This window comes from Colwellia meonggei (genome assembly GCF_057537295.1).
The window spans coordinates 26,402-51,866 of the sequence record NZ_BAAJLZ010000012.1 but is presented as its reverse complement, the minus strand read 5'-3'; the positions used below and the strand labels follow the sequence as shown (position 1 = coordinate 51,866).

The following is a 25,465-nucleotide window of genomic DNA, read 5'->3' as shown; positions in this document are numbered from 1 at the left end:
TCGTAACTAATCGCTTCTGTACATTTTAAAAGGATATACAACCTCTGGATTAATTGGCGGAGTGGACGGGACTCGAACCCGCGACCCCCGGCGTGACAGGCCGGTATTCTAACCAACTGAACTACCACTCCACACATTAATCGCTGCTTTCAACACAACTCGTTGAATGCGGCGGGAATAATACGGTTAAGATTCGACGCCGTCAACCAGTTTTTTTCATTCATTTGCCTATATGACTAATTGATAAGCAATCCGACGTTTTTAACAGCAAATAAGGCAATAAAAACCTCGTTTAAATCTATTTTTTTGTTTTTTTACGGCGCATCACTAAAAACAAAATACCAGCAATGAGAACAACAATGGTGTTACCACCAATAATATAGATAAGTGTTTCTTGTTGTTTAGCGGCAATTTCAGCTGCTTGTTGTGCTTTAGCTTGCGCTAGCTCTTGTGCAAGTTTCTCGGCTGCTAGTTGAGCTTCAGCTATTGCTTGCGCATTTTGTTGCTCAGAACTCAGCGAACTGCCATCTGCATTGAGCGTAGGTACTAGTGGCCCGCCGATACGATCAACATTGAAACTAAATTCAGGTACTGTGGCACGAAACTCTCGTCCATTTGTGGTTTCACCAAATACGCCAATTTTAACTCGGTGTACGCCAGGCTCAGTATAAGCAATATTATACGTACGACTTAATCCTTTACCTTCGGTTACTGAAAACGGTTCAACTTGTCGATCAGGAAATGTAACCTTACCTTGAATAAGAACACTGTCAGCATTGATATAACTATTATCGATAGCAAAAGTAACCACATGAGTTTCACTTTCATCATGTGTTGTTTCAACGCTAATAGATATTGGATTTTTTTGTACTATAACAGGTGTCTGTCTTAACTCCCGCGTTGCCATCGGCATTTTAATTATATAAATTGGCTCCCATTCACCCGGGGCAAAATCTAATTCAAATTCTCCCGTAAATAAGCTGTCATTAGCGTGTTCATCTAAATCTCGTCCATCATCTCGAAATGAAGTTAATTTAACTGGCTCAGCACCAAAGTTATCGTAGGCAGAATTGTTGGTGCTAAAAAAATCTACATCAAGTACTAATACATCATTAAAAGACGGATTATCAATGGCCATTTCACCATTAAATAAACGCCCTTCCATTTTTAAGGTTTCCCCCTGCAAAATAATTTCAGGCAAAGGTATAACCTCAAGCTTTATTTCAGACACCACCATAATTTTACTGTTAGGCGCAACGTTACCAATAACTTGCCATGGCCCAACCATAGGTGACTTAATTTTGATCATGTCAAAAGTACGGTCATCAAACCACTGAACTTTATCTTTGGGCACACTATTAATTTTCAATTTAGAACCATCAGGACGTACCAGAATTACCGGCGGTGTGCCACTTTTTCGGTAGAATAAAAAAGTAACTTCTTCTAATTGTTCATCAATGCGGAAACGATTATCAAAGTAAGGTATTTGATTGGTAACGTTATCGCCTTTAATATAATCAATATCCCCCTCTAACTGCTGAGCAACACTAGACGTTGTAATAACGCCTAATAATCCTACACCAAAAATAATAGGCTTAAATATTATTTGAATCTTCAACCGGCAAGCAGCTACTGCCATATTAGTTGCTGTGTTCCAATTTTTTTTACCCCAAGCTATTCCTGCCATAATGGCGTGGCCCCTTTATCATTTACTATTGCTAACCGATCTTGATGTTCAGTTAGTTCATCGGCCGTTGCATGTAAAACCTTTAATTTAGGACGGTTTTTGTCAATTCTACGAATAGCGTTAACATCTGCTCCTTGACCATCACCTGACTGGAGGTTCAAGGTTGCCTGCTTACGCGTCATTTCAATATAAACAAACGCCAACAACTGAGCATCAATTAATGCCCCGTGATAAGTACGGTCAATAAGTTTATCAACTTTATAAAAGCGGGCGAGATAGTCTAAGGTTTTTGGCGAACCAAATTCATCTTTCGATACTTTCAGGGTATCGGTAATGGTACAAATATCAGCCGTCATTGGCAGGCCGGGTACCATAGAAAACTCATGATCCATAAAGCCGACATCGAACTTGGCATTATGAATAACTAAACGAGCGCCTTTAATAAAATCAACAAACTGTTGGCCTACTTGTTCAAATACAGGTTTGTCTTGTAAAAATTCGTCTGTTAAGCCATGAACATTAATAACTTCTTGTTCCATCACCATTTGCATGCCATAAGCCATAGGCTTAACATAAACATGATAATTGCGACCGGTTAGCTGTCGGTTGATCATTTCTACACAACCAATTTCTACAATGCGGTGGCCCTCACGAAAATTAATACCTGTTGTTTCGGTATCAAGTATTATTAATCGTTCATCTTGTGTATTTGCATCAATCACGTTACATACCTTACGAATTACTTTTGTTACTTTTCAGGGAGTGTTTCTGGGAATTCAGCTAAGTTAATAGCAAAACGCTTACTAAACATTATATAAGTTATTGCAGCGATAACGACGCCACCTTGCACTAATAACCATGACATTGATTGTAAATGCCAAACAAAATAACCTAATAGGGTTATTAGGAAATCAAATCCGAGTGCAAAAATTAGAATTAAATGACAATGCTGCCAACAGCTACGTACCCAGTTAGCAGCATTAGGGCGACGCAAGCTAATAACAAAAACCACAAATAAGCCAATAACACCAGAAGCTAAGTTCAAATAAAACAATGCTGTTTGTGGAAATATCCACTGAATAATACCAACATGGTCGCGCATATTAGTTACTGACATTATCCAAACAATATAAGCACGTAAAACAAACAGTAGAATAAGATAAATACCTGGCGCAAGTTTTAAACAATCAAAGTTATCAAAGTCTTTTGGCAAAAAATTAGCGTAATACTTAGCGCTCATAATACTATATTTGATCCGAATTTTTAGTCGTGGTTACATCTTGATAGCGCTGCGCCCTTTCATGCTCTAAAAATTGCTGTCCCGCAGTTATCGCTTTCACAGCCTTAGAGTGAAATTCGCGATTATACAAGGTATGAACAACCATTAGGCTAGCAAATATAAAAATAACAGGATGAAAAAACCAACATAATGCCGCGATAGAAAAATAATAAGAGCGTAAGCCATAGTTGTATGAATGAGCCGCTTGGTCTTGTACAACAGCCATTTGCTCTGCATATTGTTGCAAGTTTTTATTGGTGCCACTGCCATCATAAGGGCATGCTCCTATCATAACATTAACAAAGCCATATTGGCGCATTGACCAAGTAAATTGAAAAAATGCCATGACAAATATTAACGCTAATAAGCTAAGTTTTAATTGAATCATGCTATGGTTTGGAAATTCAGCATAAGGAATAGATTCAATCACCGCCTCTAAACGCTCAACCTGAGCAAATAACGTTAAAACACCCGCTAATATTAGTAATGTTGAAGAAGCAAAAAAGGCAATATTACGCTCTAAGTTTGCTAATAATGCCGCCTCACCTACCCTGATATCTCGACCGATGACTTCATACATCCAGTGGATTCGGTGCTGATGCAAACAACGCGCAACACAATTAGTCGTTTTTGCTTTTTTACGAGCAAACCACGTATAACCAATCCAACATATAAAAAAGCAGCTTAACGCAATGATGTCGAGCAAGGAAAATGGCATTAGTTTTGATTACTTATAATGGTATCTATAGGTAAGTTATTATGCTCTAGAAGTTTTTAAGATTCGAGCGAAAGTTAATGAATATTTTATTATCGGTTAATAAATAGAATGCCCAGCATTAAATTGCTAAGTTAAAATTGTATATTACATACTATGCTAAGTTACTTAACCTATTAAAACGTCTAACTGTCGAATTTATTTTGACTCTTAAGACAAGGTTATTCAGCATATGGGCATCTTTGTAACTTTTTGTAATTCAAATAGATGGAGCTTTAATGTTTTTCCCCAAAAAGCCAATATTGTTAACTTTGGCTATGCTATTTACGCCCTATTTAGCACTTTCCGCATCAACGAATAACATTCATAACGACATTATCGATATTCCAAAAATATCTGGCAGTATGGTAATTGATGCCAAATTAAATGAACCGCAGTGGAAATCAGCAAAAAAAGTATTGATCAACAATGTTACCCGCCCTTACGATAATATTCCTAGCCCAGTTCACACTGAAGCACTATTGATGGAGTCTGAGGGTTATTTTTATTTAGCTTTTATTGCTAAAGACCCCGAGACTAGTGAAATTAGAGCATTTTTAAAGGACCGCGATAAGTCGTGGGGAGACGACCTTGTTGGTATTAAAATAGATACCTACAATGACCAACGCAGTGCTTATCGCTTTCTTGTAAATCCTTTAGGCGTACAAATTGACGGCATTGAAAGTGAAGTCACTGGTAATGAAAGTGACGCATGGGACGGTATTTGGGAAAGTGCCGGCGAAATTACTGAAGATGGTTATGTCGTTGAAATGGCGCTCCCTTTACGTATGTTAAACTTCCAAGAAAGTGAAGATAAACAAACTTGGGGCTTAGAGCTTTTACGATATTACCCACGCAATGAATCGTTACGTTTATCAAATATTCACCTTGACCGTGGCAACGATTGTGAAATTTGTCAAATAGCAACAGCAACAGGCTTTGAAGGCGCTAAACAAGGTAGTAACTTTACAATAACACCATCGTTAGTGCTTGGTGCACAAGAAGAAAAACAAGATGATGATTGGCAGCGTGAAAACAATACTGAAGCGAGTTTAGATGTGCGTTGGGGGATTACCCCTGATTGGCTATTAAACGCAACGATTAATCCTGACTTTTCCACCGTGGAAACTGATAACGCACAACTGAATATAAATAATACCTTCGCGCTTTTCAATCGTGAAAAGCGCCCATTTTTCCTCGATAATCAGGATTATTTTGACAGTGACTATAACCTAGTTTATACCCGTAACATCAATGCTCCTAATTACGGCGCTAAGTTAACCGGTCGAGAAGGTAAACACGCTTTTGGTTTATTTGTTACCGACGATCAAAACACCAATATTTTAATTCCGGGTAATCGTTCATCTTCAATTGCGACCATTGACGATGAGTCACAAGCAGCCGCATTAAGATACCGCTTTAGTTATGATGACGATATTACACTCGGCTTTATTAGTACACTACGTACAGGTGAAGATTATAGTAATAATGTCAATGGCATAGATGCGCGCATTCGCCTAAACACTTTTGACGTATTTAAATTTCAGTCACTATTTTCAAAAACAGAATACCCGAACGACTTATATCAACAATTTTGTAATATTGATGAAGATGAAGGCCAGGTGGCAACCGATTGTTCTACACCAGAACAAAGCAGCAAATGTGAATTTGGCGACTGTATATACAGTGAAAGCGTATTACGCACATTAAAAGACGACAGCTTTACTGGTAACGCTTTTAAGATTGGCTACTATCACAGTGATAGTGAGTGGGAATATCGCGTTGCTTATAATCGTCAAAATGCTGGTTTTCGCGGCGACTTAGGTTTTATGTCGCGTGTTGATCATAACAAGTTTGTTGTAGGTGGTGAACGTAAGTGGTATGCAGAGCCGGGGAACTGGTGGACAAATTTTAGAATATATTCTGATTGGGACATTACCCATAATGATGACAATGAATTAATCGAAAAAGAATTTGATATTAACGCTCAGCTAGATGCCAGTTACAGCTCTTACTTTCGTTTAGCTTATACTAAGCGAGAAAGTGTTGGCAGTCGCCTAGATAAGAGCAATATTGCCATCAAAGACAACACCACGCTATTTACAGAGAATCAGTACTTCTTATTTGCCGAAACAAAACCAATATTAGGCTTTTATATTAATGCCAACTTAAAACTGGGCGATCAAATTGATTATAGAAATAACCGCCTTGGCAACATAAAACGCCTGAGTAACAACCTTAATTGGAATGTTAATAAACACTTAGAAATAAAGTTAAAACAAACCTTTAGCCAACTTAATGCAGACGGCGAAAATGTTTTCATTGCCCGATTAACCGACTTACGTACTACCTATCAATTTAATGTACAGAGTTTTCTCCGCTTAAGTGTTATTTATAATAATACCAGTAGAAACCCTAATAACTATTTATATAGCAAACCTGAAGATATTGATCGTCATTCTAAAACACTATCAACTGAACTGCTTTATGCTTATAAAATTAATCCGCAAACGGTATTTTACTTGGGGTATTCAGACTTTCATTATAGTGAAGAAGAGTTTAACGACTTAGAACAAGAACAACGAAGTCTTTTTATGAAGTTTAGCTATGCTTGGATAAAATAGTTTTTCTAAATTTCATTAAAACGAGTCATTTAACCTAGTTTTAAATCCAGCTATAAAGCCACCTATAAAGGTGGTTTTTTTATGCACTGCTTTAACTTATTATTGCTAACTCATTGCAAATTTGTAACAATTTAAGGAAAGGAATTATCGTTGCCTAATAATAAGTTAGCGCCGACGATAACAAAAATAATAATAGTGGAGTGGTAAATTGACGTTTAATAAATGTAGCTTATCTGTATTAGCTACCACCGTAATGTTCGCTGTCCAACCCAGTATGGCACAAGAAAACAGTGCTAAGTTGGAGCAACTCAACATTCCTCACAGTCAGCAGAGTGTTAATGTTGATGGTGAGTTAAACGACGACATTTGGCAACAAGCGCTCGATGTGCCACTAGATATAGTTAACAGTCCATGGAATAACAAGCCAAGCCCAGTTAAAACTACCGCAAAAGTAATAGAAAATGGTGAATTCCTTTACGTTGCTTTTATATCACAAGACCCAAACCCAGAATTAATTCAAGGCTTTTTAGGTGACCGAGATACTCGTTGGGGTGATGATTTAGTCGGTTTTAAACTCGATACATATAATAACCGTCGTTTAAATTACGAGTTCTTCGTTAACCCTTACGGGGTACAACACGACAGTATCGCCAATGAAATGACCGGCGATTCAGATTCAGCTTGGGATGGTATTTGGGAGTCAGTTGGCAAAGTCACAGCCGATGGTTATCAAGTAGAAATGGCAATTCCGTATCATATTTTAAATTTCGATGATAATAACGATATTAAAACTTGGGCCATGGAGCTTATTCGTTTATACCCACGTGATTCTCGCTTGCGTATATCGCATATTGAGCTTGACCGTGACGACGCCTGCTGGTTGTGTCAAATTCCAGAAATTACTGGTTTTAAAGACGCTAAGGCTAGTAAAAACTTAATGTTAACGCCAACACTTGTTGCCAATAGAAATGAAAAACGCGACATTTTCAGTAGTAATGACGACTGGCAAAGTGATAACGATGTCGATGCTGGTATAGATTTTCGCTGGGGCATTAACGCCAACACCTTACTGAATGTTACTGTAAATCCTGATTTTTCTAACGTTGAATCAGACGCGGGGCAATTAAGTGTTAATAAAACATTTTCGCTGTTTTATGATGAAAAAAGACAATTTTTCGTGGAAAATTCAGAATACTTTTCCAGTAATTTTGACTTAGTTTACACCCGTAATATTGCTGATCCCGAATATGGTGCAAAACTCACTGGTACACAAGGTGATCATAGTTACGGTGCTTTCATTACTAATGACACCCAAACGAATATTATTATGCCAGGTAATACTGGTTCTCGGCTCATTTCATTATCAGAAGAAAGTGAATCAGGAGCGATAAAATACCGATATGACGTTAATGAAGATTTATCTTTCGGTGTAATAAGCACCCTGCGCCAAACAGATAATTACCATAACTATGTTTCAGGTATCGACTCTAAATTTCGTCTAGATGATTCAAACTCATTCCAAGTACAAGTGCTTTTTGCCGATACTCAAGATTCTGCAAGCATGACTGTTAGCGGTAACGAAGAAAAGTTTAGCGATCAAGCATTTAAACTTGAATATGAACATGACTCAGAATATTGGAATCTTGACGCAGAACACCAAAAAATCGGCAAACAGTTCCGAGCTGATTTAGGCTTTATGCCTCGTGCAGATTATCAAAAAAGCAAAGTTTCAGCTAAGCGAACCTTTTATGGAGAGCCTGAAAGTGCTTGGCAAGAAATGAAATTTGGTAGCCAATGGCAAATACTACACAATGAAGACGGCGAATTATTAGAACGCTCGCTACAAGGTAGTTTTAATATTGACGGCCCTATGCTTTCTATATTCGATATTGCCATCATCGCTGCGGATAAAATTGGCTTACGTCGTCACGAATTAGATTCAACCTTACCCATTGATACTAGTATTGACGGCAATACCAAACGCTTTCAAGAGAACCAAGCAATTATATACGGCTCTATTCAGCCAACCGCACAACTATCGACGGAGTTGGAGTTAACCATAGGTGATAAAATTGACTATGATAACGACAGGTTGGGTGATATTACCGTACTTTACGGCAACATTAGCTACAACGTTAACAAACACCTAGAGTTTGAGTTTTCACATACCTACAGTGACTTAGAAGCTCAAAACGCTAATGTTTATACTGAAAATCTAACTGAGTTACGTGTTTCATATCAATTTAATATCAACAGTTATCTTAAATTTAATGTCGTTTATACGGATATTGATTTTAACTTAGAAAATAATCCTGCTGCCCGTTCAGCAAAAGACAATAGATTGTCAACACAGCTAATTTATGCCTACAAACTTAATCCACAAACGGTATTTTACCTAGGTTATTCAGACAGCAGTTATCAAGATGATAGTTTAAAAAGTTTAGAGCGAAATCAACGTACCGTTTATAGCAAAATTAGCTATGCTTGGTTACCGTAATTGCCTATAGCAGGCAATAGAACCAATGTTTAGAAATGTTGAAGTAGTTAAGCAATTTGCTTAACTACTTACTGCAGAACTTTTTAAATGCTAGTGTTGATAACACGGTTTTAAATAGCGACTCGGGAAAATCATTTAATGCTCGCCTTTAAAGGATTATTGGTAAAAACAGTTTGGTTAATGACCATACTTGCTTCAACAAGTTCAAGCGCTAATAACCGTGACCTAATCATGTTTAGCTCGGATGCACCGCCACATATGATTGCCGCCACTAAAGGTGGCATCGATATCGACATTGTAAAAACTATCTTAAGAGAAATGGGACATAAGGTCACAGTAGAGTTTTCGCCATTAAAAAGAGCCATGGAGCAGGTAAAAAAGAAAGAAGCTGATGTTTTTCTACCTACCTTTTTTCAAGACGATGAAAACAACATTTTTATTTCCGATGCATTTATTCAATACCGGCCTATGATTTTTTCATTAAAAAAATCAGCTGTAGTGATAAATGATTTTGCAGATTTAAAGGGCTTATCGATTATTAGTTTTCAGGGCGCGACAGGTTACTTTGGTGAAGAGTTTAAGCAAGTTACAGAGCAAACAAGCTATACCGAGTTACATAATATGTCGAAGTTGCCTGAATTATTATTGATGGAGCGTTTCGACATTGTAGTATTAGATTATTATATTTTTTACTACTTTTTAAAAATGTACCAAGAGCAAAGCTCACTTGCCGGTAAAGAGTTATTTCCACTGATTGATAATTATTCTTCATTAATTAAACGACATGACATAATTCCACAAGTTAATGCTTATGTTGGCTTTAACGACGAACAATTAAGAAATCAATTTAATCTACAACTAGAGAAATTTATTGCCGATAACCGCCATAATAAAATTATCGAGAAATATATCGGCACAATTAGCAGTCGTATCTTCGCTTTAAACTCTATCTTTAAAAAAGTAAGTTAAGTTTTTTCAGGCGCTTTCTCACCGAGTTGCTTAGCCACTTGTGCTCGCGTTTCTTCGGTATCGTTAATCACAATTGTTGCTGATATTTTATCATGTATTGCTTGGCGGTTTGGATCCCAATAAATCTGTGCGAAACCTAATAATCCCGTGGCTATACCTGCACCATAACCGCCATATCGACCAAAGCTATCCCACACTGACAACGGCGTGCCATCAAGCTGAATAACCCGAATGCGAAACATCTTTTTGCCAGGTGTTTGACCATGCCAAATAGCGGTAAACATAGTAAAATAAAACGCTGCCCAACCAAAGCCAATCCCTAAGTCTTCGATTAGTCCTTTTAACCAAGCAAAACCTTTGTAAACGGGAGTATTGTCTGGTTTGCTCTCTTTTTCATCATTAGTACTAAGTAACGTATTATCTTCAATAGCATCTGTATTTATTGAATCTGGAACGCTATCTAACGCGTCACGACTTTTAATATCTGCCTTTGTCGTTTTCGCCACTTCTTCTAACGCAGCAATAAACATCACCGTTTGTGCTTGAGTAAGTTCTGTTTGCTCCGATGTCTTTTGCACTAAATATTCGATAAATTCTCGCGACTCTTCATCAGTCGGTGCTAGCTCTGCATAACCACTGACTAAATCAGTACTTAAATTCAGCCAACATGCCTCGCCAGAGCAATCACTTTGTGAAATGGCTAACGCTGATGCAATTGTTAGTGCTCCTTTGCTAATACCATTATCTTCGGTGCCACTGCTATCTAAAGGTTGATTTATTTCAGCCTGTTCAATATTTTTATTGAATTCATCAACTTTAGAAAACATCTCAGGCAAGGTATCCACAAGTACAACAAACACAACAAACGCGCCAATAACTCTTAACGCTGACTTCCGTAATCCAGGTTTTTTACCAAATTTCGCTGCTCGTTTACTGCTACCAAGGCGAAACAACGTAATAGCAACAAGTATCGCTAATAACTCACCTGGCGCGTCACTTAATATTGCGACTAAAAGTAAATCAATTAATAATGCTCCACCTCGTCGCCAAGGTAAAGCAAGTGAAATACCGAATAATGATTGTTCAATTTTAAACGCAAATGGCGTTAATATTTCTCGAGTTTCTTCAGGTGATAAGTTACGTGCTTTCGCCTTCATCTTGGCCAAAAAGGACATATTTTGCTGGCTAACCTGGCGGCTTTCATCATCAGTGCCATTGTTGAGTTCGTTAGTCATTACCATCCCTTCGCATATAAACAATCAACCAGTATTATAATAAAGCCAAAGATATCAATCATATGCTATTTATTCAATGGCTTTTACCCGCAAGATTTCTTGACATAATAATTTATCAACTATATTACTAAGACTAAACAACAAGGTATCTATTCCTTTTTTGCATATAAGATATCTAAATATCACTTCTTTTTCTGCTACAAAGCGTTAACCTAATTACAAAGTATTGACTAAACTCAATTAACTAGCGTTTTTTTAGTACAAAAAATAATTCATTATTCAGTGGGGTAATAACCACAACACTGAAACAACAGGATCGAAACATGTCGACAATATTCGAAGATAACTCTACCGCAATCGGCAACACGCCATTAGTTAAGCTAAACCGCATTATTGATGGTGAAAATGGTGCTAACATCTATGCAAAAATAGAAGCACGCAACCCTAGCTTCAGTGTTAAATGTCGTATTGGTGCCAATATGATTTGGGACGCTGAAAAGAAAGGTTTATTAGCACAAGGAAAATCAATTGTAGAGCCAACCAGTGGTAATACAGGTATTGCCCTAGCATTTGTTGCGGCTGCTCGTGGCTACGAAATCACCCTAACTATGCCTAATACCATGAGTTTAGAGCGTAGGAAATTATTAATTGCCTTGGGTGCTAAGTTGGTATTAACCGATGGTGCAAAAGGTATGGGTGGTGCTATTGCCAAGGCGCAAGAAATTAAAGACGCCGATCCAGATAATGTTGTGCTTTTAGGGCAATTCGACAACCCTGCTAACCCAGAAATTCACGAAAAAACCACTGGTCCTGAAATTTGGCAAGATACTAAAGGTAATGTTGATTTCTTCGTTGCTGGTGTAGGTACAGGTGGCACAATTACTGGCACAAGCCGTTATTTGAAGCGAGTTGCTGAGCATACAATTACTTCAGTAGCAGTTGAACCAACAGACTCCCCTGTTATTACCCAAGCAATGGCTGGTGAAGCATTAACACCGGGCCCTCATAAAATTCAAGGTATCGGTGCTGGCTTTATTCCAGGTAACCTAGACCTTGATATTGTCGATGTGGTTGAACAAGTATCGAATGATGATGCTATGGCAATGGCGCATCGCTTAATGAAAGAAGAAGGAATTCTTGCCGGTATTTCATCGGGTGCAGCGGTAGTTGCAGCTAAGCGCATTGCTGAAAAGCCGGAAAATGCTGGTAAGAATATCGTGGTAATATTACCAAGCTCTGCTGAGCGTTACTTATCAAGCGCGCTATTCTCTGAGTCATTTACTGATGAAGAGCTTGTGCAATAGTCGGTACTTAACAAAAATGGTTAGTTAATCGCTAACTATCAGTAGTGTAAAAATTTAAAGACGTGTTTCGTAAAGGAACACGTCTTTTCTTTTATGAAAATAATTAGGCTTCATTGTCGAAATTACGTTAGTATGAGGTTAATTTTTTACAAATCCTCATTACCTTATGAATTATATAAAATTTATCATTTTAACTTTCGTGATTGCTTTAACGGGTTGTGGTGAACCTGATAAAGATAAAATCAGTGACGTTGGTAACCCTGAAATTGTCGCCATTGAGTTCTTTAATGCGCTATATAACGAAAAGAACATTAAAAAAGCGGCCTCAGTGTGTAGTCCACAATTATCTCGTATTATTATGCATTACAAATCAACCAAAGCCGTTGCTCGCCATCTATTTAATATGTCGTATGACAAAGTTGAAATTAAGCCAGACGACAGCGGCGTTAAAGTGCGAGAACAATTTAAAGACAAAGCAGTGATCACAGTATTTTTTGATGGTCATTACAATGACGAACACTTAAAAGACGTTAAACGTTTATCATTAGTGCAAATAGACGATAAATGGGTAATTGATAAAATATTAAAAGACCCGTTTTAGTATGCCAGGCAAGGTGGGCTGTTAAGGCCCCTTTGCATTGCAGAAAACAAAAAAGGCGCTATTAAGCGCCTTTTTTAATGCTTAGATCTGCACATTAAAAGCCGATAGCTAGCCCTTCTCTTCGCGGATCAGCACCACCACGTAAGCCTTGTTTAGTGACTTCTATCGCTTGAATACCGCTATTTAAATCTCGTACAACAACTTTGTGCCCTTTAGCTTCCAATGCAGGTCTGATCGACACTAAACCCGTACCTTTTTCCAAGGTGGTGACTTTATTACGATTAGTGACTTTTGGTAAATTAATTGCAGCTTGTGGTTCAAGTTGCCAATCAAGTACCGCAATCATGGTTTGCGCAACATAATTAATAATGCGACTGCCGCCAGGCGAACCAACAACAAGTTTCAAAGAGCCATCTTGATTAAACGCCATCATTGGGGCCATAGAGCTACGTGGTCTTTTACCTGGCTCTAATCGGTTTGCTACCCATTGCCCATTTCTTTTTGGTGACAACGAAAAATCAGTCAGCTGATTATTTAAAATAAAGCCTTCAACCATTACCGCTGAGCCAAAGCCCATCTCTACGCTGGTGGTCATAGAAATAGCATTACCTGCTTGGTCAACAATCGAGATATGACTGGTTGATGGTAGTTCAAAGGCGTTATCATCCGCTTGTGCAAGTGCCCCTTTTGGTGAGCCAGCAATCGCAGCGCCCATATCTTTATCAGCATTAATAAGTTCACCTCGCGTTGCCATATAAGGTTGCGCAATTAAGCCGTTAGTTGGCACGTTAACAAAATTACCGTCAGCAATATAACGATCACGGTCAGCAAATGCTAAACGTGAACTTTGGGTAAACAAATGTGAAAATTGAGCATCAGCCATTGCTAACTTGGCAATATCAAACTTTTCAAGCTGCCCTAATATTTGAATAACAGCAATGCCACCAGAGCTAGGCGGCGCCATGCCACAAATTTTATATTGACGATACGGACCACATACAGCAGGCAACTCTTGTGCCTGATAGTTTTTCATATCTTCAAGGGTTAAACGCCCAGGCGCTATTTCAGAGTTTTGTACTGCGTCGACTATTTTTTTCGCTATCCACCCTTGATAAAACGCATTAACACCTTCTTTTGCTAAGCTACGATACACAGCCGCTAGCTTCGGATTCTTAAGTGTTTGTCCTGCTTTAATGGCATTACCATTGGGAAAGAAATAGTTCTTAATGTTAGTAAGTTTAGTGATACCAGGGTTAAACTCCATAGCAACAAGCTTTTCTAAGCGAGGCGAAACAATAAATCCCTGCTCTGCCAGCGTAATTGCATCGTTAAATAAGGCTTTCCAAGGTAGTTTTCCATATTTATCATGCGCCTTTTTCAGCCCCGCCAACACCCCTGGCACGCCAACCGAGTGGCCGCCAACGACTGCTTTTATCCACGGCATAGTGCGACCATTTTTATCTAAAAACATATCGGTTGTTGCTAACGCAGGTGCTGTTTCGCGACCATCAAATGTTGTTAAATTTTTTTCATTGTTGTCCCAATGCAACATAAAAGCGCCACCACCAATACCGGACGATTGAGGTTCAACTAATGTTAATACCAACTGCACAGCTATTGCTGCATCAACTGCACTACCACCTTGCTTTAAAATATTAAGGCCTGCTTTACTAGCATATGGGTTTGCTGCAGCAACCATGGCTTGATCAGCGTAAACTGTTTGTTTTACATTAATACCCGTCGCTGCTTCTGGCTCTCGGTCTTCACGTTTTTTATCTGGTACTGCAAATACCATCAAACTCGTCGATAGCAATAATATTGATAATAGCCCTTTTGTAGCTGAATTTGACATGGGTTCCCTTGGTTACATTGTTCAACAACCATACATTAGCACTTACTAATATACATTAACACTATAATTTTACTACTCAACTAATTTAACAAAATGTTATTGGCTAAATGATTGTTGAAAAAAGTTAAAGTCTTTAAAATTTTCTAACAACGGTTGATATTTAGCACTATTATTTTCTAAGCGAGCTAAAATATGACAGCAAGCTTCTAGTGAAGATAAAGCGTTGTTTTTCTTTGTTTTACGAATATTGTAAAGGCTTTCAATGCCACTTGGTAACGTTAAGTGATGTAGTTTATGTAAGCTAGGATTAAGCATAAACATGCGATAAGCCTTTTTCCAAGTACCATCGAGTATAACAATACACTTCACCATTGTTTTCACATCATATTCCGCAGATGTTTTGGGCTTTTCTAGCTCAAGAAAATTTACCTGTTGAGCGTTTTCACTTGGATACACTAACGCTATATTATCGCCATGTTGTTTGAATATCTCTGCGAGGCGTTGATGATCAGCAAAAGATTCACCAACAATCACTTCACATTGGGCTAACGACAATTGCAATAAACTCACCGAGCCTTTGCTTTGTTTTACTTCACTTGGATGTTGCAATACAACGACATGGATATTATTTTTTATTGGTGCTGCAAAAGCACAAATACACGCTTTTTCGGGGCGCTGGCATTGCTGACAAAATATTCTAGACATTAAAATTCTATATAAACAAAAAGTGTTGTTAGTTTACAAAACTTTAATAATGAGCTTAAGACATTTTTTACTTTCACCCACCAATAACGATTTTAACGGCTTTATAAAATGATTAATTAATATTTATTGCTAATGTACTAATACTCAACCTTATGTATTACTTGTATGCAACAATATTCATCAGCTAGCGCTTTCTTAAACAATCGCTAGCTGATAAAGTGCGGTCAATCATTAGCAGTCTTCCTAATAAAAATAAATTTACATGCTACAACTTAAATCATTACCCACTCAGCGCCAGCATTTTCTTGGTCCACTTATTGTTCTTGTTTTAGCATTTAGTGCTTTTATTTTCGACCAACAATATTCCGATTTATTTATCTATAACCGTGAGTTAATATCACAGCATGAGTTTTGGCGCCTAGTTTCTGGCCATTTCTTTCACACTAACGCTAATCATTTCATGCTTAATGCCGCCGCAGTGGCATTGTTATGGGCGTTACATGGCCAGTATTATAATCAGATAAATTATTGGCTAATATTTCTAGTTAGCGCACTTGTTTGTGGCTTAGGTATTCACTGGTTTTCTCTCGATATTAGTTTATATGTCGGTTTATCTGGGGTGTTACACGGCTTTTTTGTTTGGGGTGCATTAATGGATATCAAACACCAAGAAAAAACGGGTTACTTATTATTAATTGGTGTGTGCTTCAAAATAGTTCATGAGCAACTCTATGGCGCTAGTGCAGATGTTGAGGCACTTATCAACTCTAGCGTTGCTACCGACGCTCACATGTTTGGCGCTATCGGTGGCCTACTCGCATTTGTAATTTGCTGCACATTAACCAAAAACGCCAAAGATTAAATACTCTGTGGCTTAATCACTACCTTTTTGATAAGGATATAGTTTATCCAGCGCAACTGATAAACCATTATCTTGGATAATACGTACATGGCTTCGTTCAAGCTTTCGCGCATGTTTCACGCCACAAGAATGCGCTAATAAACCAATGCCATATTGGATATATTTATGATAGTTTGCAACACGCTCCGCTTTATCTGTAGGGTCTAACCCCTGCTGAAGTTTGGCATTGTGTGTGGTAATGCCCGTTGGACAAGTATCCTTGTTACATTGTAATGCTTGAATACACCCTAACGAAAACATAAAGCCCCTCGCAGAGTTTACTGCATCAGCCCCCACGGCTATCGCCCAAGCAACTTTCGAAGGTGTAATTAATTTGCCAGAACAAATAACACGAATGCGTTCTCTTAAACCGTGCTCAATCAATAAATTAACCACCAAAGGTAGGCTTTCTTTTAGCGGTAGTCCAACATAATCCATTAACGGTTGCGGCGCGGCGCCAGTGCCGCCATCAGCGCTATCAATGGTGATAAAGTCAGGAGCAAACTCCGCACCTTGCCTATTAATCTCTTCGAGTAGTGCTTTTAACCACAATGATTCACCTATAACCGCTTTAAAACCGACCGGTTTGCCGGTTACATTTCGTACCCGATTAACCATAGTCAAAATATCTTCTACTGATTTAATTTCAGGATGAGCATTTGGACTAATTGAATCTTGCCCTTGTTCAATACCACGTATTCCTGCAATTTCTGCAGTAACTTTTTTACCTGGAAGAATACCACCTTTACCGGGTTTGGCTCCTTGGCTCATTTTTATTTCAAACATCTTAATTTGCGGTTTCGACGCGACCTGGGTTAGCATTTTATCGCATAGTTGACCGTGCTCATCTCTAACGCCATATTTAGCGGTACCTATTTGATAAATAATATCAGCACCGCTAGCTAGGTGATGCTCACTTACTCCGCCTTCACCAGTATTCATCCAGCAGCCTGCTTTTGCTGCTCCATTTGATAAAGCTTTAACTGCAGGTGCCGATAAGGCACCAAAACTCATTGCTGAAATATTAAATATAGAGTTTGTGCTATACGGCACTTTGCAACCTTTACCAAATGTAATGGTACTTGGCGGCACTGCGTCTTCTTCTAATGTTGGAAACGCACAATTCATAAACATAATTGTGCCAGTAGGCTCTAAATTTCGAGTAGAGCCAAAGGCAATGGTTCTATCAACATTTTTCGCAGCACGATAGACCCAACTTCTTTCCGCACGGTTAAATGGTAGCTCTTCTCTGTCCATTGCAAAAAAGTATTGGCGAAAAAACTCACCTTGTTTTTCAAACAAATATCGAAAACGCCCGATTACCGGATAATTACGTCGAATGGCCTGCTTAGTTTGAGTTTTATCAACGATATACATGTAAATTATCGCTAATACGGTTAACCCCAGTAAAAAAATAAAAAGTGCAGAAACCGTTTCTAAGTAGCCAAGCATTCCAATAACATTATCCATTTTTACCCCAGTAATTATTTTTCTTATGTCAAAAAACTTAATAACAACATAAGCATGTTTATATCTGATTATTGTTAGATGACCTTATATATTGGCTATAATTTCATCATCGCACAAATAAAAATCAGCTTAATTGATTGAAAACGTCGTTATCAATACCTGTTGCAACTACATTAACGGTATGAATTTTTTAACTTTATGCGAGTACAGAATTGGAGACGATAGTTGAGTTTAAATGGGTTTGAAATATCAGTATGTTCTAACAAAGTGATAAAATCGCTTAGCTTAATTGTATTTTTCACTTTTATGTTATTCAGTATGTTTATCAAAGCTGAGGATAAGCCAAAGCCAATCATCTACTTAGTTACCGAGCATTTACCGCCCTATCAAATATTATCAGATAACAAATCATTATCCGGTTTTTCTGTTGATGTAATTACCCAAACACTAATACGCAGCGAGTATCCTTTTACACTGAAAAGTTACCCCTGGTTGCGTAGTTATAATTTGGCATTAAATAAAACCAATCATTATATTTTCTCCATTGCGCGCCTGGCAACAAGAGAAAAACTATTTAAATGGGTTGGGCCATTATCTGAAGTCAACAATGCTGTGATTTGGGGGCTTGAAGCTGATGATATTGTTATCAACACCTTAAATGATGCTAAAGCTTACATGATTGCGGTTAACCGAAATGATATTACTCACACTGGATTGACCGAACGAGGCTTCATCGACGATAAACATTTATATGTCTTAAATGATGTCAAATCATTAGTAAAACTACTCATGAGCCGCCCTGAAATTGATTTGATCGTAGCTGACGATATAACAATAACTTATCGAGCAAAAATTGCTGGTGTGCCTATGAAAAAGCTTAAACGTGTATTTGAAATCAAAGATTTACCATTAAACTTTTTCTGTGCTTGCAGCAACCATACCGACGACTCCATTATCGCTGATTTAACAGAAAGTTTAGAAAGTCTTTATCTAGATGGTACATATCAAGATATTTGGCATAAAAGGCAAGATAAATTAAATAGTCCAAGTAAAAAATGAACCATAACCAGCTTATAAGGCAAAAGTATAAACCTTCATGCTATTTTAAACTCTTTACTTTGTAATATAAGTTTGATGATACTATGGGTATAAGGGTTTAGAGTACTGGGTTATATAAGGAGTATATAAATTGCGACAAAGTAACATCACTAACTTTTCTGTTGTCAGCTATTTCTCTAGTGGAATGAAAAACATCGCAACATCTACCCTAATGAGTGCGGCGTTACTTACAATGCCACTAAAAACATTGGCAAGTGATACAGTTAACAGCCCAGTTATTCATATCGTCACAGAACACCTCCCGCCATATCAAATTGTCAAAGAGAATACCCCTATTGTTGGCTTTGCAGTAGATATAATAAAACAGACAATGGCGCGAAGCCATTACGCTTATTCACTAAAAAGTTACCCATGGGTACGTTCCTATAAATTGGCACAAATGAAAGCCAACCACTGTATTTTCTCTATTGCTCGCTTAAAATCTAGAGAAAATCTTTTTAAATGGGTAGGCCCTATTTCTCAAATCAATAACACTGCGATATGGGCACAACATGGAAAAGAAGTAACTGTCAATAACCTTGAAGATGCCAAAAATTATACAATTGCGGTTAATCGTGATGATATCGGTCATACTGGCTTAGTTGAACGAGGCTTTCTCGAAAATAAACATTTATATGTATTAGATGATGCAAAGTCTCTAGTGAATGTACTATTAACACGACCTGAAATCGACTTAATTGTTGCTGACGATACTACCATTAGCTTTCGTGCAGAATTAGTAGGTGCAAATATTAATGACTTACAGCGGGTGTTTGAGATCACGGACTTACCATTAAACTTTTATTTCGCTTGTAGCAAAAATACTGCTGATGAAACCGTTACTCATTTAGCAAAGCAATTACAAAGCATTCATCAAGACGGTACATACGAAACCATATGGAAAAAATGGCGGGATAAATTAATTAGCGCAAAATAATAATGCTCGTTTCTATCTAAACTGTAGCTAGTACAGTACTTCGAAATGTAAGTGTATTAATACATCTAAAGACTGCAGGCCTGAGAGAGGTCTGTACATATTTGCATCTTTGCATCTTTGCATCTTTGCATCTTTGCAACCACCATATACCCTACATCCTGTACATACACGCTCTTTCACTTCCATGTGATCGCGACATACCGTACATCCTGTACATAAAAGGCCTCTATTGAGGCCTTTTTAATGTCATGAGCTATAAGTAAGTTATAGCGTACTTTCAAACAACTTATAAATACGACGATATTCATTCAACCAAGAGCTTGGTTGCACAAATCCATGCGGCTCTACTGGGTAAATTGCGGTTTCAAAGTCTTGCTTTTCCAACTCAATTAAACGCTGAACTAAACGTACGGTATCTTGGAAGAAAACATTATCATCAACCATTGGCGCATTAATTAACAATGGTTTTTCTAAACCTTCAGCAAAGTAAATTGGCGAGCTACGCTCATAAGCAATAGCATCATCACCCGGCATGTTTAAAATATTAGAGGTATAGCCATGATTATAATATGCCCAATCAGAGACTAAGCGTAATGCCGAGCCAGATTGAAATAAATCAGGGTCAGTAAACATTGACATTAATGTTAAGAAACCACCATATGAGCCACCATAAGTACCGACACGTTTGGCATCTACATTTGCATTTTCTACTAACCACTCTACGCCATCGCGCATATCTTGAACTTCAGGTTTACCCATATGGCGATAAATTGCTGTACGCCAATCACGGCCGTAACCTTTCGATGCACGGTAATCCATATCTATAACCACATAACCTTGCTGTACTAACATGCTATGGAACATGTACTCACGAAAGTATCCTGACCAACCTAAATGTGAGTTTTGCAAGTAACCAGCACCATGACTGAACATAACCGCTTTATTTTTAGCTGTGGTTTGGTCATAGCCTTTTGGCAAGTAAACTTTTGAATATACTGGCTGTTCTTGGTGCGATGACTCAATAGCAACCACATTTGGCGCTGCCCAAGGCATAGCAAGAAATTCTTCAGATACTGTGTGCGTTAAACGAATAGCGTCGGTGTTATTGGCAATATCTTTAACGTATAGCTCAGGAGGCATAGTGATTTCAGAATGTTCAACCAATAATTTTGACTCATCAGGACTTAAGGCATAGTCATTCATGCCACCTAAATCAGTTAACGCCGTCATTTTCGCAGAACTTACATCAACTTTGTAAATCTCGTAAATGCCAGGATGTTTTTTATTAGCTTTAAAGTAAATACTTTGCTCATCAGCAGAAAGTGTTAAATCATTAACTTCATAACTGCCCGACGTTAATGCCATTGCTTTACCATTTACCGGCTTAACGTATAAGTGCGCATAACCACTTTCTTCAGAAAGGTAATACAAGCTGTCGCTATTATCTAACCAGCCCATTTCATTAAAAGTGTAGTTAACCCAAGCATCATCATGTAAACGGTGCTGAGAAACTAATTGTTTTTCTGCAAAATCAACAGTAGATATCCAACGATCTTTGTTATCCCAAGCTTCTAGCATTATGGCTACTTGAGCACCATTTTCTTGCCACTGAATTGGGTCCCAAGCTTGCATAACATGAATATTACGCGGCGACTTTTCAGACTTATACTCTTTACCTTCACGTGCGTAGTTTTCTTCACGTACGGCGGCTAAAACATCTTCATCAAACCCCGGTAAACTATCGTAACTTAATAGCGTTTTTGTACCTTGGCTTAAATCTAAAATATACAACTGTTCAGCATATTGACGATTCTCAGCAACGCGTGCACGTACTTTTTCAGCTTTAATATGGCCATCACTGGCAATATAGTTAGGCATAATATCACTGTCTTTACGTGATGGTTTCGCCGGAGCAATGCTAACAATCATTTTGTCACCAGCTGGTGATAAACTCGCATGAGCTACACCGTTACCTTTGCCAAAATAAAAATTGGTTTGAGTTACTGTGCTATTTTTAACACGTAATTGACGCTTTTGTTCTTCACGTAATTCTTTATTACGTTGTTGAAGAGCTACGTATTCAATTAGCTCATTTTGCTCATTACCAATGTAGCTAGTACTGGCTTTTTTGGCTTTTTCGCCACCAGTCATCTTTAAATTGGCTAATTCTATGAGTTTTTGACTACTCAAGTCTTGAGCATAAAAAATATTACCAACGCGGTAAGCAACATTGCCATTAGTTAAAAACATCACCGATGATTCAACTGCCGAAGTATAGGTTAGTTGCTGAACTTTTTGTGTCGCTAGTTCTTTAACAAAAACATTGCCTTCAAAAGTATATGCTTCATGCGTGCCGGCACTATTTAATACCGCGTTGCTATCAGCAACCACATGCATTTGTGCAAGTTTAACCAAGTCACCATTACCTTGTGTCGCCAAGTTTTTTTGCAATAAATCACGTAACGGATTGCCAACTCTCTTTTGCTTATAAAAAATGGTTTCGCTGTCATCCCCCCAATACCAAGACTCAGGCGAACGACCTAGCCAATCAGGATCAGACATAATTTTTTCTAAAGTGATGGTCGTTTTGCTTGCTTGACCGGCAGCAGCATTAGCAACAACGTTACTAGCAACTAGCGTATTATTTTCTAATGCAACTTTTTTTTGTTCCGTTGAAGCACACGCCACTAAAGAAAAACTAATAGCAGCGGCAATTAATTGTATTTTCATAAGATATTTACTTATTTTAAGTTGGGTAATAGGTTTATTTATCTAAACCGTTGAATAAGTGTTAATAAATCATTAACAGAGTTAATTTTTATAATTCATATTTCTGGCGCCTAGTTATACTAAGCTATGAGTTAATTTTCAACGTATGTGCAGTGCAACAAGACCAATAACTGCTTTTATAAGATGAAATTTCATTTTGTAAACAAAGTAATCGTTTTATTTTTCAAAGCAAATGATGTCGAAGTTGGGCTTAGTGATAAATTTTGCTATAATCGCGCGCCGCACAAATGTGACATTTATCATTTAAATAATTATATGGTAAAGGCACACCTGCAATGTATGTAGGTATATGTGCGCGATATCACAAGTCAATTTAAATTTAGGTATGGTATGAATTTAGCGTCAACACAAAAAGTAACTCCAAAACTATTCGATTACCCCAAATATTGGGCAGAATGTTACGGAACCGCGCCTTTTCTACCTATGTCTAGAAAAGAAATGGACCAGCTCGGTTGGGATAGTTGTGACATTATTCTGGTGACTGGTGACGCTTATGTCGATCATCCTAGCTTTGGTATGGCTGTTATAGGCCGAATGCTAGAGTCACAAGGTTTTCGTGTTGGCATTATTGCGCAGCCTGATTGGAAAACTAAAGACGCCTTTATGCAATTAGGTAAGCCTAATTTATTTTTTGGTGTTACCGCCGGCAATATGGACTCAATGATCAACCGATATACCGCCGAGCGTCGTATGCGCCATGACGATGCCTACACACCAAATGATGAAGGTGGTAAACGTCCTGACCGCGCTGTAACCGCCTATACACAAAAATGTAAAGAAGCTTACAAAGGCGTACCTATTGTAATTGGCGGTATTGAAGCCAGTTTACGCCGAATTGCACATTATGATTATTGGTCAGATAAAGTGCGTCAGTCAGTATTATTCGACTCAAAAGCTGATTTACTCATTTATGGTAATGCTGAGCGCCCGTTAATTGAAATTGCACATCGTATTGCCAATGGTGAAGATGTTAAAACCATTACCGACGTACGTGGTAGCGCATTTTTAACCAATCAAGCATTACCCGGTTGGAAAGGTATTGATTCACGTAGTATCGACAAGCCCGGAAAAATAGACCCAATACACAGCCCATATCAGGATATGACATCCCCTGATTGTGCTACTACATCAGCCGAACAAGCAGTAAATGCCGCACAAGAGTCATTAGCAAAAGATGTAACTAAAACCGCCCAACCTATTCAGTTAAGTGAATTTCGCGCTGCTGCACATAAAAATAAATCATGGTCAGAAAAGAAAAAGCCATGGGAAACTACATACATTAACTTACCAACTTTTGAACAAGTTAAAGATAACAAAGTGCTATATGCCCACGCTTCACGTATTTTTCATCAAGAAGTTAATCCAACGTCAGCAAAGCCTTTAGTACAAAAACACGGTAATCGACTTATTTGGTTAAACCCACCCGCTAAGCCATTATCCGAAGATGAAATGGATGGTGTCTTTGGTTTGCCATATCAGCGCGTACCTCATCCTGCATATGGCAAAGCAAAAATCCCTGCTTATGACATGATCAAAACCTCTATCAATATTATGCGCGGTTGTTTTGGCGGTTGTACTTTCTGTTCGATAACAGAGCACGAAGGCCGTATTATTCAAAGTCGCAGTGAAGATTCAATTATCGCAGAAATTGAAGATATTAAGGAAAAAGTGCCTGGTTTTACCGGCGTTATTTCTGACTTAGGCGGCCCAACCGCCAATATGTACAAACTCAATTGTAAAAGTGAAAAAGCCGAAGCAACGTGTCGTAAGCCGTCATGTGTTTGGCCAACCATTTGTGGTCATTTAGACACCGACCATACGCCAACTATCAATTTATATCGTCGTGCACGTAAAATTAAAGGTATTAAGAAAATACTCATTGCATCTGGCGTAAGATACGATTTAGCAATTCAAGATCCCGAGTATGTTAAAGAATTAGCAAGTCATCATGTAGGTGGTTATTTAAAAATAGCACCAGAGCATACCGAAGAAGGCCCATTAAACAAAATGATGAAGCCTGGTATGGGCAGTTACGACAAGTTTAAAGAAATGTTTGATCATTACTCAAAACTTGCCGGTAAAAAGCAATATTTGATCCCCTACTTTATATCGGCTCACCCGGGTACAACCGACAGCGATATGATTAACCTTGCACTATGGTTAAAAGAGCACGATTTTAAACTTGATCAAGTACAAAACTTTTATCCATCGCCTTTAGCCAATGCAACCACGCTTTATCATACAGAGTTGGATTCACTGCGAAACATCAAAAAAGACAGTGCTTCTGTACCAGTACCTAAAGGTACTATTCAACGTCGTTTGCATAAGGCTATATTGCGTTATCACGATCCAGCGAACTGGCCAATTATTCGTGAAGCGATTACTAAAATGGGCCTAGCAAGAAAGTTAATAGGCAGTAAGCCTGGTTGTTTGGTACCGCATGAAACCCGTGGTGAACTAAATCAACAACATTATAAAAATAATGGTAAAGGTAAAAATAACGCCCAAGGCAATAAAACCTCTCCGGGGCAAGTGAAACGCTATGGGAAAAAGCCGGTAGCAGGTAAACGCACTAAGCCAGGCGAAAAAGCCAAACAAGGCTTAACACGTTTTTCTGACAACCAATTTAATGATAGAAAACCGAAAAGCCCGACTAAGAAAAAGCGTGGTAACAATCAGCGTTAACGGTAATCAGACATTGATAAAATGTAAAAAAGCCTAGTATTCTCGCTAGGCTTTTTCGTCTTTATCATTCTCCGCTC

The 25,465-nt window shown here is 38.1% G+C and carries 18 protein-coding genes and 1 tRNA gene; 9 read left to right on the top strand and 10 right to left on the bottom strand.

What is annotated here, in order from left to right:
• Window positions 1-54: 54 nt before the first annotated feature.
• The 5 genes from AC27E9_RS18425 to AC27E9_RS18405 all read right to left on the bottom strand — a co-directional run bounded on the left by AC27E9_RS18425 (window position 55) and on the right by AC27E9_RS18405 (window position 3,684).
• Window positions 55-131 (bottom strand) — tRNA-Asp (locus AC27E9_RS18425).
• Between the two features lie 167 nt (window positions 132-298).
• Window positions 299-1,687, bottom strand: a complete 1,389-nt coding sequence (locus AC27E9_RS18420) for a TIGR03503 family protein (RefSeq protein WP_487132750.1) — start codon at window positions 1,685-1,687, stop codon at window positions 299-301.
• Window positions 1,675-2,409, bottom strand: a complete 735-nt coding sequence (dnaQ, locus tag AC27E9_RS18415) for a DNA polymerase III subunit epsilon (RefSeq protein WP_487132748.1) — start codon at window positions 2,407-2,409, stop codon at window positions 1,675-1,677. Before dnaQ ends, AC27E9_RS18420 begins: the two co-directional genes overlap by 13 nt.
• A gap of 26 nt (window positions 2,410-2,435) precedes the next feature.
• Window positions 2,436-2,927, bottom strand: a complete 492-nt coding sequence (locus AC27E9_RS18410; RefSeq protein WP_487132747.1) for a DUF2919 family protein — start codon at window positions 2,925-2,927, stop codon at window positions 2,436-2,438.
• 4 nt (window positions 2,928-2,931) lie between these two features.
• Window positions 2,932-3,684, bottom strand: coding sequence for a DUF599 domain-containing protein (locus AC27E9_RS18405; protein ID WP_487132745.1), 753 nt, complete (start codon window positions 3,682-3,684; stop codon window positions 2,932-2,934).
• A gap of 275 nt (window positions 3,685-3,959) precedes the next feature.
• On the opposite strand from AC27E9_RS18405, the gene AC27E9_RS18400 reads away from it, so the two are divergent.
• The 3 genes from AC27E9_RS18400 to AC27E9_RS18390 all read left to right on the top strand — a co-directional run bounded on the left by AC27E9_RS18400 (window position 3,960) and on the right by AC27E9_RS18390 (window position 9,810).
• Window positions 3,960-6,344, top strand: coding sequence for a carbohydrate binding family 9 domain-containing protein (locus AC27E9_RS18400; protein WP_487132743.1), 2,385 nt, complete (start codon window positions 3,960-3,962; stop codon window positions 6,342-6,344).
• A 208-nt stretch (window positions 6,345-6,552) separates the two neighbouring features.
• The gene (locus AC27E9_RS18395) at window positions 6,553-8,841 is read left to right on the top strand and encodes a carbohydrate binding family 9 domain-containing protein (protein WP_487132742.1); all 2,289 of its coding nucleotides are present in this window, start codon (window positions 6,553-6,555) and stop codon (window positions 8,839-8,841) included.
• Window positions 8,842-8,979: 138 nt separating this feature from the next.
• Window positions 8,980-9,810, top strand: coding sequence for a substrate-binding periplasmic protein (locus tag AC27E9_RS18390; protein ID WP_487132740.1), 831 nt, complete (start codon window positions 8,980-8,982; stop codon window positions 9,808-9,810).
• On the opposite strand, the gene AC27E9_RS18385 is transcribed toward AC27E9_RS18390, so the two are convergent.
• The gene (locus tag AC27E9_RS18385; protein WP_487132739.1) at window positions 9,807-11,045 is read right to left on the bottom strand and encodes an RDD family protein; all 1,239 of its coding nucleotides are present in this window, start codon (window positions 11,043-11,045) and stop codon (window positions 9,807-9,809) included. The genes AC27E9_RS18390 and AC27E9_RS18385 overlap by 4 nt on opposite strands.
• 323 nt (window positions 11,046-11,368) lie before the next feature.
• On the opposite strand from AC27E9_RS18385, the gene cysK reads away from it, so the two are divergent.
• Window positions 11,369-12,349, top strand: coding sequence for a cysteine synthase A (cysK, locus tag AC27E9_RS18380; protein WP_487132737.1), 981 nt, complete (start codon window positions 11,369-11,371; stop codon window positions 12,347-12,349).
• 166 nt (window positions 12,350-12,515) lie between these two features.
• Window positions 12,516-12,950, top strand: a complete 435-nt coding sequence (locus AC27E9_RS18375; RefSeq protein WP_487132735.1) for a hypothetical protein — start codon at window positions 12,516-12,518, stop codon at window positions 12,948-12,950.
• Window positions 12,951-13,044: 94 nt separating this feature from the next.
• On the opposite strand, the gene ggt is transcribed toward AC27E9_RS18375, so the two are convergent.
• A complete protein-coding gene (gene ggt, locus AC27E9_RS18370; protein WP_487132752.1) occupies window positions 13,045-14,745 on the bottom strand; it encodes a gamma-glutamyltransferase in 1,701 nt (566 codons plus the stop codon).
• Window positions 14,746-14,898: 153 nt separating this feature from the next.
• Window positions 14,899-15,507, bottom strand: coding sequence for a tRNA-uridine aminocarboxypropyltransferase (locus tag AC27E9_RS18365; RefSeq protein WP_487132733.1), 609 nt, complete (start codon window positions 15,505-15,507; stop codon window positions 14,899-14,901).
• A 262-nt stretch (window positions 15,508-15,769) separates the two neighbouring features.
• Between AC27E9_RS18365 and rrtA the strand changes: the two genes are divergently transcribed.
• Entirely contained in the window at window positions 15,770-16,369 is a 600-nt protein-coding gene (gene rrtA, locus AC27E9_RS18360) for a rhombosortase (protein ID WP_487132732.1), read from the top strand.
• A 12-nt stretch (window positions 16,370-16,381) separates the two neighbouring features.
• Here the strand turns inward: rrtA and AC27E9_RS18355 are convergent, their stop codons facing one another.
• Window positions 16,382-17,878 (bottom strand): FMN-binding glutamate synthase family protein, encoded by a 1,497-nt coding sequence (locus tag AC27E9_RS18355; RefSeq protein WP_487132730.1) that lies wholly within the window; start codon window positions 17,876-17,878, stop codon window positions 16,382-16,384.
• 318 nt (window positions 17,879-18,196) lie between these two features.
• Here AC27E9_RS18355 and AC27E9_RS18350 point away from each other — a divergent pair, with 318 nt between their 5' ends.
• Together AC27E9_RS18350 and AC27E9_RS18345 are read left to right on the top strand one after the other, a co-directional pair.
• Window positions 18,197-18,937, top strand: coding sequence for a substrate-binding periplasmic protein (locus tag AC27E9_RS18350; protein ID WP_487132729.1), 741 nt, complete (start codon window positions 18,197-18,199; stop codon window positions 18,935-18,937).
• Between the two features lie 130 nt (window positions 18,938-19,067).
• Window positions 19,068-19,913: a substrate-binding periplasmic protein gene (locus tag AC27E9_RS18345; RefSeq protein ID WP_487132727.1), complete on the top strand. Its 846-nt coding sequence runs from the start codon at window positions 19,068-19,070 to the stop codon at window positions 19,911-19,913.
• Window positions 19,914-20,177: 264 nt separating this feature from the next.
• On the opposite strand, the gene AC27E9_RS18340 is transcribed toward AC27E9_RS18345, so the two are convergent.
• On the bottom strand, window positions 20,178-22,643 hold the full coding sequence (locus tag AC27E9_RS18340; protein WP_487132725.1) for a S9 family peptidase: 2,466 nt from the start codon (window positions 22,641-22,643) through the stop codon (window positions 20,178-20,180).
• A gap of 390 nt (window positions 22,644-23,033) precedes the next feature.
• On the opposite strand from AC27E9_RS18340, the gene AC27E9_RS18335 reads away from it, so the two are divergent.
• Window positions 23,034-25,388: a YgiQ family radical SAM protein gene (locus AC27E9_RS18335; RefSeq protein ID WP_487132723.1), complete on the top strand. Its 2,355-nt coding sequence runs from the start codon at window positions 23,034-23,036 to the stop codon at window positions 25,386-25,388.
• The last annotated feature ends 77 nt before the right edge of the window (window positions 25,389-25,465 follow it).